Origin of the sequence: Bradyrhizobium sp. CCBAU 53421 (assembly GCF_015291625.1) — a bacterium.
GTDB lineage: Bacteria > Pseudomonadota > Alphaproteobacteria > Rhizobiales > Xanthobacteraceae > Bradyrhizobium.
Map to the genome: position 1 here is coordinate 3072761 of NZ_CP030047.1, position 13099 is coordinate 3085859.

The 13099-nt window shown below is 61.4% G+C and carries 13 protein-coding genes; 8 read left to right on the top strand and 5 right to left on the bottom strand.

Annotated elements, in window-relative coordinates:
* The first annotated feature begins 95 nt into the window (after positions 1-95).
* The 4 genes from XH92_RS14435 (at position 96) to XH92_RS14445 (ending at position 3275) form a co-directional block, all read left to right on the top strand.
* A complete protein-coding gene (locus XH92_RS14435) occupies positions 96-1028 on the top strand; it encodes a Ku protein (protein ID WP_194459795.1) in 933 nt (310 codons plus the stop codon).
* A 454-nt stretch (positions 1029-1482) separates the two neighbouring features.
* A complete protein-coding gene (locus tag XH92_RS42975) occupies positions 1483-1683 on the top strand; it encodes a hypothetical protein (protein WP_246788422.1) in 201 nt (66 codons plus the stop codon).
* 13 nt (positions 1684-1696) lie between these two features.
* Positions 1697-2113 (top strand): hypothetical protein, encoded by a 417-nt coding sequence (locus XH92_RS14440; protein WP_194459796.1) that lies wholly within the window; start codon positions 1697-1699, stop codon positions 2111-2113.
* Between the two features lie 337 nt (positions 2114-2450).
* Complete coding sequence (locus XH92_RS14445; protein ID WP_194459797.1) at positions 2451-3275, top strand: ribonuclease HII; 825 nt, start codon at positions 2451-2453, stop codon at positions 3273-3275.
* Between the two features lie 27 nt (positions 3276-3302).
* Here the strand turns inward: XH92_RS14445 and ligD (XH92_RS14450) are convergent, their stop codons facing one another.
* Positions 3303-4250: a non-homologous end-joining DNA ligase gene (gene ligD / locus XH92_RS14450; protein ID WP_194459798.1), complete on the bottom strand. Its 948-nt coding sequence runs from the start codon at positions 4248-4250 to the stop codon at positions 3303-3305.
* A 140-nt stretch (positions 4251-4390) separates the two neighbouring features.
* Between ligD (XH92_RS14450) and XH92_RS14455 the strand changes: the two genes are divergently transcribed.
* The gene (locus tag XH92_RS14455) at positions 4391-5008 is read left to right on the top strand and encodes a cell envelope biogenesis protein TolA (RefSeq protein WP_194459799.1); all 618 of its coding nucleotides are present in this window, start codon (positions 4391-4393) and stop codon (positions 5006-5008) included.
* A gap of 54 nt (positions 5009-5062) precedes the next feature.
* Here XH92_RS14455 and XH92_RS14460 read toward each other — a convergent pair whose 3' ends face one another.
* Together XH92_RS14460 and ligD (XH92_RS14465) are read right to left on the bottom strand one after the other, a co-directional pair.
* A complete protein-coding gene (locus XH92_RS14460) occupies positions 5063-5230 on the bottom strand; it encodes a hypothetical protein (protein ID WP_194459800.1) in 168 nt (55 codons plus the stop codon).
* Positions 5230-6150 (bottom strand): non-homologous end-joining DNA ligase, encoded by a 921-nt coding sequence (ligD, locus tag XH92_RS14465; RefSeq protein ID WP_194459801.1) that lies wholly within the window; start codon positions 6148-6150, stop codon positions 5230-5232. The genes XH92_RS14460 and ligD (XH92_RS14465) overlap by 1 nt, the downstream gene beginning before the upstream one ends.
* A 105-nt stretch (positions 6151-6255) precedes the next feature.
* Between ligD (XH92_RS14465) and XH92_RS14470 the strand changes: the two genes are divergently transcribed.
* Positions 6256-6444 carry a DUF3606 domain-containing protein gene (locus XH92_RS14470; protein ID WP_194459802.1) on the top strand — a complete coding sequence of 63 codons (189 nt, stop codon included), beginning with the start codon at positions 6256-6258 and terminating at the stop codon, positions 6442-6444.
* A gap of 25 nt (positions 6445-6469) precedes the next feature.
* Here the strand turns inward: XH92_RS14470 and XH92_RS14475 are convergent, their stop codons facing one another.
* Positions 6470-6748, bottom strand: coding sequence for a hypothetical protein (locus tag XH92_RS14475; protein WP_194459803.1), 279 nt, complete (start codon positions 6746-6748; stop codon positions 6470-6472).
* Between the two features lie 328 nt (positions 6749-7076).
* On the bottom strand, positions 7077-8939 hold the full coding sequence (locus tag XH92_RS14480) for a reverse transcriptase domain-containing protein (RefSeq protein WP_194459804.1): 1863 nt from the start codon (positions 8937-8939) through the stop codon (positions 7077-7079).
* Between the two features lie 972 nt (positions 8940-9911).
* Between XH92_RS14480 and XH92_RS14485 the strand changes: the two genes are divergently transcribed.
* Together XH92_RS14485 and XH92_RS14490 are read left to right on the top strand one after the other, a co-directional pair.
* Entirely contained in the window at positions 9912-10874 is a 963-nt protein-coding gene (locus tag XH92_RS14485) for an ArdC family protein (RefSeq protein WP_194459805.1), read from the top strand.
* 96 nt (positions 10875-10970) lie between these two features.
* Entirely contained in the window at positions 10971-13091 is a 2121-nt protein-coding gene (locus tag XH92_RS14490; protein ID WP_194459806.1) for a ParB/RepB/Spo0J family partition protein, read from the top strand.
* Positions 13092-13099 lie beyond the last annotated feature (8 nt).

Consider the following 13099-nt stretch of genomic DNA (forward strand, 5'->3'; position numbering starts at 1 on the left):
CTGCTGAGAAAAATCCTCTTATGGGACGGGCCGCGATGTCGGAACCAAGCCGGTTGGTTCGTCTTGAATCCGGCATCAGTAATGGAGTTCCCGCGATGGCCCCCCGCGCCAACTGGAAAGGCTTCCTGCGTCTTTCCCTCGTCACCTGTCCGGTTGCGCTCTACCCGGCCACCTCGGAATCCGAAAAGGTCTCGTTCAACCAGCTGAACCGAAAGACCGGCCATCGGATCAAGTACGCCAAGGTCGACGCCGACACCGGCGAGGAGGTCGACAACGAGGACATCGTCAAGGGCTATAAGGTTGATACCGATACCTTCATCGAGGTGACCAAGGAGGAGCTTGAGAACGTCGCGCTGGAATCGACGCGAACCATTGAGATCGACGAGTTCGTCGACCGCAGCGAGATCGATCCGCGATATCTCATTCGGCCCTACTACCTGCGTCCCGACGGCAAAGTCGGGCACGATGCCTTCGCCGTCATTCGGGAAACCATCCGCGAGATGAACAAGGTTGCAATCGGCCGTGTGGTGCTGACCAATCGCGAGCACATCATCGCGCTCGAACCGCTCGATAAAGGCCTGATGGGGACATTGCTGCGCTACCCCTACGAAGTCCGTCCCGCGGATGAGTATTTCGACGATATCCAGGATGTCAAAGTCACCAAGGACATGCTTGATCTCGCCAAGCACATCGTCAATCAGAAGGCGGGCCATTTCGAACCGGACAAGTTCGAAGACCAGTACGAAACCGCCCTCATCGATCTCATCAATCAGAAGCGCGCCGGCAAGCCCATCAGAGCGAAAGAGCGTCCTCGAGGTGAGAATGTCGTCGATCTGATGGATGCGCTGCGCAAGAGCATCGGAAGAGAGGGGGCGGCCGCGACGGAGCCGCCGAAGAAACCAGGCAAGAAGCCGCGCAAGGCGGCGACCGGGCAGAAGGAAATGCTGATGCCGATCGCAGGCAAGAAGCCGGCGAAGGAGACCGCGGCGAAGAAGCCGGCGGCCAAGCCGCAGCGGAAGTCGGCTTAGGAGTCGTGAAGCATCCGGTGAAGCCGAAGGCCACTACTTCGCCGTCCGCGGCAGCCCCGGCGAATGGCGATTCCCATCTCGACGACGTTATACGAGGTCATCTCGTCAGCCGCCTAATGGCTGCCCGGTCGGTGCGCAACGCCAGAACGGCGGCGGACCGCGAGGCCGAAGCAACCGTGCATAGAGCCGTCGACCTCGCGATTCAAATAGCGGTTTGTGCGCTTTGCGCGCCGCTGGGAAGTTTATCAATTTGCGTGATTTTCCCTTGGGAGTGTTTGGTAGCATCGCCTTCAGCCCAATCAGTTCGATTTTGCGGGCTTCGACCCCTGCAGAGCCAATCCATCGGCGCGGTACGCAACCATGGGTGCAACGCACCATCGGCAAGCTTAACATTCTTGAATCCTCAAGGGTGCGAAACCGCGCTATGATTAGATTTTCCCTCAGGGGGCAGCTTATGTTCGACATGGCAACCACCGCGCTTTTGCGCGCGGTTCTCGATGAAGTCTGTGAAAGCGTCTCGCACCGCGAGATCGGGGCACGTACACACGTCGCGTCGAAAATCCTAGAGGCTGCGACGAGAGGCGAAATCTCTCCCGAGGGTCCCAAACAGGTTGGTCGCGACGCCCTCTCGCACGCGCCAACGATGTGGCGCTGATCGCGGGGCGGGCGTGAACTTCCAGGTCACCGTCCTGAAGATTTTGGTAGCTTATCCGGACGGCTTTGCCGTGATGGAGGACCTCAAGAGGGATATGGCCATCCTGGTAACGAGTGGCCGCGACTGGGCGGACCGGACCAGGCGCCTCGCGGCCAATGTGCCCGACCTCGACATCTTCTCACAAGGATTGGTCGAACGGATAAGCGGAGGATGGAAGATCACGTCCAAAGGACGGGCGTTGCTCGAATTGATGGAAGCGCGGCCAACGGCCTTGGAAAGCGCCGAGGCGCCTCCAGTTCTGGAGACGAGTGCGACCTCGTCGGCGCCTGTTCCTCCGCTGCGGCAGCCCGCCGACCGTGCCAAGCGACGGCGCGAAAGACGTGAACGTCGGCGCGAGACGCGCGAACGGGCAAGAGCAAACGCCTCTTGAGGTAGCGACTGAGGGAAGAAAAATCCGCCAAATGGGAGCAGCGTTTGATAGTCCCGGACTGTCGATTTGCCTCCCCAGCCCCAAGCGTACCGCCGTTACCTTGTTTGCGGCCATGCCGGCCCCGATCTACTCGGGACGGTGACTGAGTATGGGTCCTTCTACCGAGCCGGCGAGCGACAATATAGCGAGGAAATGGAGGCCGAACCCGCGCGGGAGAGCTGGCCGGGTTCCTTTTGAGAGGGCGTTGCGCGGTCGGTGAGGCTGTATAGCTACTTCAGACAATCGCCATAAAGTTCACTGACATGCTTCCCAACAGTCAATCTTCACGAAGGCCGTAATGTCCCAGTACTCACTCGATGTATTGCGTCAGCGCTATGTCGTCGAGAAAAGACCGCTCGAGGCCAGCGTCGAGCAGATCTTGCGGGCCGACACCCGCGCCGGAGCGCGTGCCATCCTGGCTTCAATCGATAAACGCCGCTTCGAAAATAGGTCGGAAGGGCAGCGCCTCCGCAAGATGCTCCGCTTCGAGACCTCGCTGTGGGAAACAGGCCATCATGCCGTGGCAGGCGTGGATGAGGCCGGAATGAGCCCACTCGCCGGGCCGGTCTCCGCTGGCGCCGTGATCCTGAAACCGGGCACGCGGACAGTCGGAATCGACGACTCGAAAAAACTCGACGCCGCGGCTCGCGAAAAACTCGCGAAGGAGATCAAGGAAAAGGCGCAGTGTTGGTCTGTGGCGTTCGTCGAGGTCGAGGAGATCGACGCGATCAACATCTATTGGGCGGGCATTCAGGCTATGCAGCGTGCGGTTCGGGGCCTAGGCTTGACGCCGCAGCACTTGCTGATCGATGCGAAGCGGCTGAAGGAAATCGACATCCCTCAGCAGGCCATCATCAAAGGCGACGCCAAGTCCGCCAGCATCGCCGCCGCCTCCATCCTCGCGAAAGTCGAGCGCGACGCCGTCATGCGGACGCTCGACGTGCGACACCCCGGCTATGGCTTCGCGGATCATAAGGGCTACCCGGTGCCGGCTCATTATGAAGCGCTCGCCAGACTTGGCGCATGCGCAGCTCACCGGCGGTCGTTCGGACCGGTTCGTAAGGCTCTCGGGTTGTCGCCCTTACCTCCATGGCCTTCGGCATCTGAGCGCGACGCCGGCTGAACAGGTCTACGCTTCGTCTCGGCGGCGCTATTTTCGCGACCACTTCTTTTCGCGTACGACGTCCTTCGCGTTTTTGTCGGACCGCAGCCCGAGATAGACTGGCTGGCGCAGCTCGCCCTTGCTGGTCCACTCCGCGAACTTCACTTCTGCGACCAACGCAGGATGCACCCAAGTCGTGACCTGCTCATCCTTCACCTTGGCTGGGAACGGCGACTTTGCCGTTTTGAGCTTCATGAGCTTGGCGTGAAGCTCTTCGAGAGCCTGGTGGCTGAAGCCGGTGCCGACGTGGCCTATGTACCGCCATGCATCGCCTTCGCTTACCGCTAGCACGAGAGCGCCGAAGAAGGGCCGGGTTCTCCTCGGCGCCGTGAAGCCGGCTATCACAACCTCCTGCCGCTGCGCGGTCTTCACCTTCAGCCAATCGGCTGTTCGGCGTCCGGACGCATAGGGGCTGTCGGCGCGCTTGGCCATAATACCTTCGAGATGTCTCCGCTCGGCTTCTGCAAAGAACTTCGTTCCCTTGTCTTTGCGGTGGTTGCTGAACGCGATGAGCTTGTGGCGCGGCAGGATGGCCTTTAGCCGCTTCTTGCGCTCTAGGAGCGGCAGCGCGCGCAAGTCGTCACCGTCTGCGAACATGAGGTCGAACGCGCAGTACAAAAGCTTGGCCTTGTGGCGAAGGGCGTTTTGAAGCAACTGAAAATGGGATACGCCGTCCTTTCCGATCGCGACGAGCTCCCCGTCGATCACGGCATCGCCCTTCACGCCCTCCAGCGCTTTGGCGACCTCGATATAGCTGCGGCTGATGATCTTGCCATTTCGGCTGTAGAGCGCAACCTTGCCTCGCCGGATTTCCGCGATCATCCGGAAGCCGTCATACTTGTCCTCGAAAACCCAGCCGGGATCGTCGAACGGCGCGTCGGTGAGCGTAGCGAGCATCGGCTGCAGGCGCTTGGGCAGGGTCGACGTCCGGCTCATTCGAGGCCAATCCTTAAGAGCACGTTGCGAAATGCATGGACGTCCTTCAAGGATTAGGGAACGCTTCGGGGCCGCGTCGTGTTCCGCAGACTCCGTGGCATGCGACCTTGACGCTCGATTAAGGAGGGCGGATCAGACCGATGGCGAGAAAGCTGAAAACCTTTCAGACTTCGATGGGCTTCTTCGATCTGGCGATCGCTGCTCCTTCCATGAAAGCGGCCCTCGAAGCCTGGGGCGCCAATAGCAATCTCTTCCACCAGGGCGCGGCGAAGGAAAGCGACGATCCGGACGTCATTGCTGCGGCCATGAAGAAGCCTGGCGTCGTTCTCAGGCGCCCGGTCGGATCCAACCGATCCTTCAGCGAGCAAGCCGAACTGCCCTCCGATCTCGGCGGGGACAGAAGATCGACGAACGCACCGCGCAAATCGAAGGGCCAAAATTCGAAGAAGCCTTCCTCACGTCCAGTTGACAAGACGGCCGAGCGGAAGGCTGCGCTTGCCTACGAACGGGAGGAGAGGCGCCGGGAGAGTGAACGGGCGAGGGAGGAGGCCGCCAGGCAGAGACAACGTGAGCGCCGTCAGCAGGCGGTCGACAAGGCGCAGGCTGCGCTGGACAAGGCGGAGCAGGAGCACGCGAAGCGGGCTGCCGCCATCCAGGCCGAGGTTGAGGCTCTCGCGAAGAGATCGCAAACCGAAGACGATCGCTGGAATAAGGAGAGGGAGCGATTGGAAGCTGCGCTGCAGCGTGCGCGGAGTTAGTTTCAGTTCTTGCGCGGCGGCACCGAGGGAAGGCAAAGGGTTGCCGTCAAGCGATCATCGTTCGGGATCTGGTACGCGCGCTGCGGCTCGGTTCACCGCGGTACGGTCCCGTCGGTCTTCAGGGGCGAGCTCCATGATCGCTCGATGCAGCTCGGCCGGAATCGTCAGCGGACTTTCGGGGGGCTTGTTCGCCCACTGCCAGAAGCGATCGAACGCGTCCATCACAGGTCCTCCCGCAGGCCCCGGAAGAAGGGGTGGCGGACCTTTCCCTCGGCCGACTTCGCGCGATACTCTATCTCCGCCAGAAGCTTGGGTTCGACCCAGATGCCCTTGTGAGCGATGCGCTTGGTATAAGGCTGGGTCTTCCGGATGAGGGGTTTAAGCCGTTTCTGCAGATCGGCGGCCGAGACCTTGTCGAAGCCGTGGTCGACTTTGCCGGCGTAGACCAGATCGCCGCCCTTGCGTCGGCCGACGTAGATCCCGTCCCACTTCGTCCCATCGAGTGCGAAACCGGCGATGGTCAACGTCTCTCGCTGTACGCAGGTCTTCTTGACCCAGTCATTCGTGCGTCCCGCCGGATAGGCGCTGCCCCGGACCTTCGAGACGACGCCTTCGAGGCCGAGCTTGCAGGCGTGCGCGAACATTTCGCGGCCGTCTATCTCAAAGCTTTCGCTGAACTGGATGTCGGTGCCGCTCAAGATCTTTTTGAGTTCGGCTTTGCGCTGAAACAGCGGCAGCTTCCGGATATCTCGGCCGTTCAGGTAGAGCAGATCGAACGCTACGAGCACGATACTCTTCGATTTGCCCTTGAGCTCGGTCTGCAGGACCGAGAAGTCAGTCGTGCCGTCGGCAGCGGGCACCACGATCTCGCCGTCCACCACCGCCGAGTTCGCCTTGATCCGCCAGGCGTCATGAGCGACCTTCTTGAAGCGATGCGTCCAATCGTGGCCGCGCCGGGTGAAGATCTTCGCCGTCTCGTTGGCCAGATGGACCTGAACACGGTAGCCGTCGAACTTGATTTCGTGAATCCAGCGCTCTCCGGATGGCACCTTCTCGATCGAGGTGGCCAGGGCCGGTTCGATAAAGCCGGGGAAGGGCGCCTTGACGCCGATAGCCGCCGGCATTTTACGCTGAAACGCCACTGCAAAACTCCACGCTACAGCCGATTCAAATTGGCACAGTTCGAATTGTTCCGGAACCGGCGAATCCTTGTTGCGTAGCCTCGACGCTACGAACAGGAGGTATCCATGGCGGCAGCGAAGAAGTCGAAGACGGCGCGCGGGCGAAAACAGGACCGGGCACGGGTAGCCGGCGGGCGGGACTACGAGGTGCAGTACGAGGCGAAGAAGACAGGTAAGTCGGCGCCGGCGGTGAAGAAGGCTGTCAAAAAGGTCGGCAATACGCGGAAGCGAGTGGAAAGGCGGCTAGGCCGCTGAGTAGGAGACGGGTTGGCATCGGTGCTTAGCGTCGGTCCTCCTCGTCAGGGGCGCATTCTGGGCAGCTATCACCAATCGAGTCCAGCACGTCGCGAATTGCGGCCTCCGCTGCTTGAGGGGAGACGTCTGCTGGCGGGTCCTGACGGGCGTTATCGAAGGCGGGCTCTCGTGCATGCGGATCGGCGCGGTCTTGCATCCAACCGTGCTCCTCGCACTCGCGGATGGCGCCGGCTTCGTTCAGCACGTTGATCGCCCAACCGCGCAGGGTGCCGATCGCCGGCCGTCTCTGCTTGGTCATCAGCATTGAAAGGTTCTCCCACGCTCACGCTGAGACGAATCATTTAGTCCCGGAGACGTTCTCCATCGCTAACACACGACTGGGATTCGGGATCGTGGGATCTCGTGGTTTTTCGAAGGCTGAATTTTCAGCTTGGCGAGGTGCTAGGGTGGGCAAGAACGAACTGAAGAAACCACGTCCGAGCTCAGGTGGTTGCCCCTTGTCCGATTAGCGCGTGCGGCTGTCGCCGCACCGGGCTCTCGTGAACCGAGCCGCGCAGCGTCTCGGTAGGGTAGGCGCGAGACACCTCGAAGAGGATATCCCTACGCCTCCCCCCAAACCGTGCGGGCACTTTTCAATGCACACGGCTTTCCGTACGCGCATGCTCTCGACCGGAGACGGCTGCACGGCATGACGGGCACAGGACAATGGTCTTGCGCCGCCAACCGGACCGTTTCCAGACCGTCAGCGATCCGCTTCGCAGGTCACCCAGGCGACGGAGATGATGCATCTCGAATGGTCCCGTCGAATCGCTGCACGCTTCGCATTCGCGAGCGTTAAGTCGATTGATCAGATCATTTGGGCTTTTGACCCACCACGCACCTGCCGTGACGTTGTCGATAGTCGGACTTGTCCAGTAGGCTCGGGTGAGATGTTTCAGTCTCCACAGCTTGATGCTGCGAAGCTTACCACGGACCACGGAGCTAACCTCGTAGTCCGTGCCTTTCCACAGACGCGCCATGGTTCTTGCTCTCGTCGTCCGATGCCGCATCGCCAGCGTCTTCACAAGACTGCGGAACACGACAAGCTCCAGCAATCCCAAGGCGCTCTTGATGTCGTCGGCAAACGAGTGGTAGTTCGCAAACCCACGGAACTCTGAGTTATAGGCGAGGACGGTTGCAACGTCGCTGGTTACCAGGAACTGCTCGCGCGGACTGCCGGTCTTCTTGGCGAGATCGCCATAGCCGTGTTGCTTGCAGAACTTGGTGACTTCCTTGCGCGGCACCCGCAGGCTGACATTGCCGGTGGTCGGCCGACGCATCACGCGCCATGTCCGTCCAGCCGGTCCCTTGCGGCCGGATTTTCGTCCAGCCCCGTAGGATGTGTATGTCGAGATGCGATAGCTCAGGAAGGTCACTCCCTTTGAAGCGGCGTGAACCCCACTTTTCTCGGGCGACACGGCGAGCTTCAAGGTCTCCGTCAGGAATCGTTCGACGCAAGCCATGATCTCACTCGCTTCCCGCTTGCTCCCGATCACGCCGATGAGGAAGTCGTCGGCATAGCGGCAGTAGCGGAGCCTTTTGAAGTTGGGGTCCATCGGATCGACGGAAGGCACTTTCCGTCGCTCCTTATTGATGGCTTTGATCTCCGCAAATGCAGCATCGATCTCGGCCCGATCCGTGCCTTCGGCACGGAGCCGTTCAATCTTCCGGCGGAGACTGAGGACGCGCCGTTCCAACGCCACGTAGCGCGGGAATGGACGTCGCTCACGGCCTTTGTCGAAGTCCGCCTTCATCATCTGCATGTGCTGGTCCAGCTCGTGCAGATAGATGTTGGCGAGCAAGGGCGAGACAACGCCGCCCTGCGGCGTGCCACTGTAAGTGCGTCCATAGACCCAATCTTCCATGTAGCCTGCTTTGAGCATTCCTTCGATCAGACCAATGAACTTATCGTCATCGATCCGCTTCCTTAGAAGCCCAAGCAGGATGTCATGGTCGATGTTGTCGAAGAACCCACGCACATCCACTTCGACCAGCCACTTGCAGCCCGTCCAACTTTTCTTGATGAGCTTGAGTGCGGTGTGACAGGATCGCCCCGGGCGGAACCCATGTGATTCGTTGAGGAACACAGGTTCATAGATCGCTTCGAGTAGAATCCTGACCGCCTCCTGAACGAGCCGGTCTTCCACCGTGGGGATACCCAGCGGTCGTGTCTTGCCGTTGTCCTTCGGGATATAAACCCGCCGGACTGGCCGGAAGCGATAAGTGCCATCTGCCACGCGCCTGGCGATGTCGGCGAGCTTCTCCAGCGACATGCCGTCGAAGGTCTTGCCGTCTACACCGGGCGTCAGAGCTCCCTTGTTGCGGGAGACCTTTTCGTAGGCCCACTCGAAGAGATGCGGACATCTCATCAGGCGGTGAAGGCCATTTACGCGCTTACCCGACCGCGACAAAGTCGGCAGTGATTCAATTCTTCTCTGGATGGTACCGGCCTGCATCAGCAGAACCTCTCCGTCGAAGAATCTCTTCTACGCATACTGCACATGCCGTTATTCGCGGCATCGTCCTTCCCCCGATCGGAGGCGCTTTCGGTCCGGTCGCCCGGCCTTATACGCATGATCGTCCGCCTCGCGGCGGCTGTCCCGGCCGTTACGCCGGGCATTTGGGTACTATGACGGCTCCGTCGCCATACAGGTCCTCGAAAGAACCTGTTGCAGGCGATCCCGTAGTTGCGTGTGCGGGGAGTTGCGGTGTGTTTAGGTGTCCCATTCGTCTCCTTGACCCACGGATGGTGGTCGTCCCACGCGGACTGGTGGCAGTTCGCACTGGCCGGTGCGATCTGCCCCGCGTGGCGTAGCGTGTCAGCCGCGTTCGCTACTGCCAGCCCTTTGGCGACTGGAAACTGGGATTCAGGCAATACAGCTTTCACCATGCACACCTTACTTTGTGCTCTCCACCGGGCTGCGGCGCCCGATTTCAAGACGTTTCCCGGCATGCTCTGGTCCCGTTCTCCTTTCGGAGTCTCAGTCGCTTCCGACACCGGTAAGCCGGGCAAGTAAGAGCCATAACCAGCAGGCTCCATTCTTTCGAACACTCCCTTCTTCTCCACGCCTCAACGGCGCACGCCTAGCGGCTTTGATCCCTCGCGCTAGAGCTTTGGTGCTCCTCGCCGGGGGCACTCGGGAAAGGGGCTCGCCTGCGGCGATCGCTATCACTGCCCCGTTCCCGGGTGCCGCTATTGAACCGGTCTCGTCGCTGCACTCGGACCCGCGTGCCCCTTCGGGTCGCTATGCTCACGCTCTCCGGGTGCCATTTTCCGTTGCGGCGATGCGCCCTTGGGCGCACGCCTGATCGCGAATGAGGCCCTCGGTAGATGGCGCAAGGGCTGAGAGTAAGAGTGCAGGCTGGTTTTTCCGTGACGGGTTAGAAGTTGCGAGAGAGGCTCGCGGCGCCCGTCGCGGAGACCCGCGATGTCAAACACTACTGCTCGCGCGCGCGCCGGCCAGGACCGGGCAACCCTCTATAACGAAATTACCGACAAGATCATTGCCGAGCTTGAGGCCGGACGCGTCCCCTGGGTTCAGCCCTGGGGTACGGCCGCAGCGAAAGCGCCGTTGGCCATGCCGAAAAATGCCTCGACTAATCGGCAATACAGTGGCGTGAACATCCTCATTCTCTGGGGAGCCGTGATCGAACGCAGATTCACCGGGCAAAGCTGGCTCACTTTCCGCCAGGCGCTCTCGCTTGGTGGTCACGTTCGCAAAGGAGAGCGCGGTACCACCGTTGTCTACGCGGATCGTTTCGTGCCGAATGACGAAAGGCGACGCGCCGCCGAGACCGGCGAAGACGCCCAGGCGATTCCATTCCTCAAACGATTTACCGTTTTCAACGTCGATCAGTGCGCAGATCTGCCTGACGAGATTGCCACCGCTGCGCCGCCACCGCCGGCTGGCCTCATCGAACCTACGGTCGACGCCTTGATCAAGGCCAGCGGAATTCCATTTCGGATTGGTGGAGATCGCGCATTCTATGCCACAGCCGAAGACTATGTTCAGGTCCCGCCGCCGCAGGCCTATTTCGAGCCCATCAACTGGCATCGCACCGCGCTGCATGAACTCGGTCATGCGACCGGGCATCCCTCGCGCCTCAATCGCGACCAGAGCGGATCCTTCGGTTCGAAGAAATATGCCTTCGAAGAACTGGTCGCCGAGTTAAGTTCCGCGTTCAGCTGCGCCTCGCTCGGGATCGTGCCGACCGTGCGCCATGCCGACTATATCGGCTCCTGGCTTGACGTTCTGCGCGAAGACAATCGGGCCATCGTGCGTGCCGCATCGCAGGCGAGCAAGGCCGCGGACTATTTGCTCGGCTTCGTTCCCGGGTCCATTGGGCCCGCGTCGCTGGATTCGGCTGTCGCCGATCACGAGGCGGCGTGATGCTTGGCCTCGCGCGAGAGTGAGAGGAGGGAGGCTGTTCGCGACGGGTTGGAAGCCGAGAGAGAGTCTCACGGCCGCCCGTCGTGGAGAGCCAAAATGACGAAAGCCGTACAAAAGATCACGCTGTCGCCTTCCCGGGACATTCCGTTTAACAAGCTCGTGCTCAGCCAGTCGAACGTTCGACGCGTCAAGGCCGGTGTCTCGATCGAGCAGCTAGCCGAGAGCATCGCGCAGCGTACGCTTCTGCAAAGTCTGAGCGTCCGGGCCGTCGCTGATGCAGATGGCAACGAGACCGGCATGTTCGAGGTGCCGGCGGGCGGCAGGCGCTATCGGGCTCTCGAGCTCCTGGTGAAACAGAAGCGCATGACGAAGACGCAGGCGGTTCCGTGCGTCGTCCGCGAGGGCGGCATCGCAGAAGATGACTCGCTCGCGGAGAATGACGAACGGGTCGGTCTGCATCCGCTGGACCAGTTCCGGGCATTCAGGACTCTGACTGATGCTGGCCTCAGCGAGGAAGATATCGCAGCGCGCCATTTCGTGCCCCCGGCGATCGTCAAGCAACGCCTGCGGCTGGCGTCGGTGTCGCCGAAGCTGCACGATGTGTATGCCGAAGACGGCATGACTCTCGAACAGCTGATGGCGTTCTCCATCACGGGCGACCAGGCTCGCCAGGAGCAGGTCTGGGAGAACGCCTGTCGCTCTGGCCATGACGAGCCCTACCAAATCCGCCGAGCGTTGACCGAAAATACCGTCCGCGCCTCGGACCGTCGTGCTCGCTTCGTTGGCGTTGACGCCTACGAGAAGACAGGCGGCGCCGTCGAGCGCGACCTCTTTCAGCATGATGATGGCGGCTGGCTGCAAGACGTCGCGCTGCTCGATCGGCTCGTTAGCGAAAAACTCACCGCTGAGGCCGAGACCATCGCTAAGGAAGGATGGAAGTGGATCACGGTTGCCGTGGATTTCCCCTTCGGTCATGCCACGGGCCTTCGGGAACTCGATGGCAAACCTGCCGATCTCACCGCGGAGGAGCAGGCGACCATTGACGCCCTCAACGCCGAGCATGCCAAGCTGGAATCCGACTACCAGGACGCCGACGAGCTGCCCGATGACGTCGATCAGCGCCTCGGTGAAATCGAGGCGGCACTGGCGGCATTCGAAGACCGGCCGATGCTTTACGAACCGACGGAGATCGCCCGAGCTGGTGTCTTCGTCAGTATTGATTCCGAAGGACGGCTCTCGGTGGACCGCGGCTATGTCCGCCCCGAGGATGAAGCGCCGCAGGAGGATGCGGCCGTCGGGCAGGACGCCCATACATCGTCGAGCGGCGGTCAAGGGTCTAGCAATCCCGGTGTGCAGCGGACGGCCATCTCGGTTGCTGGCGGTGCTGCTGATGCGGAGGATGATGACGAGGATGCCGCGCGACCGCTGCCGGACCGTCTCATCATCGAGCTGACGGCGCATAGGACGCTGGCGTTGCGCGATGCGCTGGCAGAAAATCCTGCGATCGCGTTCCAGGCGGTGCTGCATAACTTCGTGCTGACGGCCTTTTACCGGTTCGCATCGTCCGGAAGCTGCCTTGAGATCGGCCTCCGCACGCCGAACTTTCCCGCTCAAGCCCCGGGCCTGCGGGAGAGCGCGTCCGCGAAGGCCGTCGAGGCGCGGCATGAGTCCTGGAAAGCACGGTTGCCGAAGGGCGAGAACGATCTTTGGGATGCGCTCACAACCCTAGACGGCGCCGCTCAGGCGTCCCTGCTCGCGCACTGTGCGTCATTTGCGGTCAACGCGCTGTACGAGCCAGCCAACCGCTACAATCAGGGCCGTGTCTCTGCCCACGGTGTCCGCACGCGCCTCGACCAGGCCGATGTGTTGGCGCGCGCGGTCGGGCTCGACATGGTGCAGGCCGGCTGGCGACCGACCGTCGACAACTATCTCGGCCGAGTCACCAAGCCTCGCATTCTGGAGGCGGTGCGGGAAGCCAAGGGCGAGCCGTCCGCACAACTGATCGACCATCTGAAGAAGGCTGAGATGGCAAAGGAGGCCGAGCGCTTACTCGATGGTTCGGCCTGGTTGCCGGAGCCGCTGCGCCTTGTCGATCCCGATGCAGCGCCGGTGGTGCAGGAGGGCGAAGCGGGCCCGCTGCCCGAATTCCTCGCCGACGAGGAGGATCGGGAGAACGCCGGCGACGATGACCCGCAACAGCTGGACGCGGCTGAGTGACATAGAGC